We start from the raw sequence: 255 nt of genomic DNA on the forward strand, positions 1-255 counted from the left end.
GCCGACACAGCGGATCCAGCGCCTGATGCAGCTCCTCCCCAGACAACGCATCCAGATCGAGGGTGGCGGTCGTACGGCCGTCAGCGCCGGTGGTCAGGGTCATCTCGTTCAGGTCGGGCCGCTCGGCAACCGGCACCACCTCCGACTCCGGATCGGCGGGATCGGGAGCGGGCGCCCACTCGAGGGCCAACTCGCGGGCACGGGTATCGACGTCGGCCGGCGTCACCTGCACGATGAGCCTGCGCGGCCAGATCC

1 pseudogene is annotated in these 255 nt (G+C 70.6%); it reads right to left on the minus strand.

What is annotated here, in order from left to right:
- Positions 1 to 255: pseudogene (locus tag AAFO60_RS20945) on the minus strand (HNH endonuclease); the annotation flags it as partial.

Source organism: Gordonia aichiensis (assembly GCF_039946255.1).
In the GTDB taxonomy this organism is placed as follows: domain Bacteria; phylum Actinomycetota; class Actinomycetes; order Mycobacteriales; family Mycobacteriaceae; genus Gordonia; species Gordonia aichiensis_A.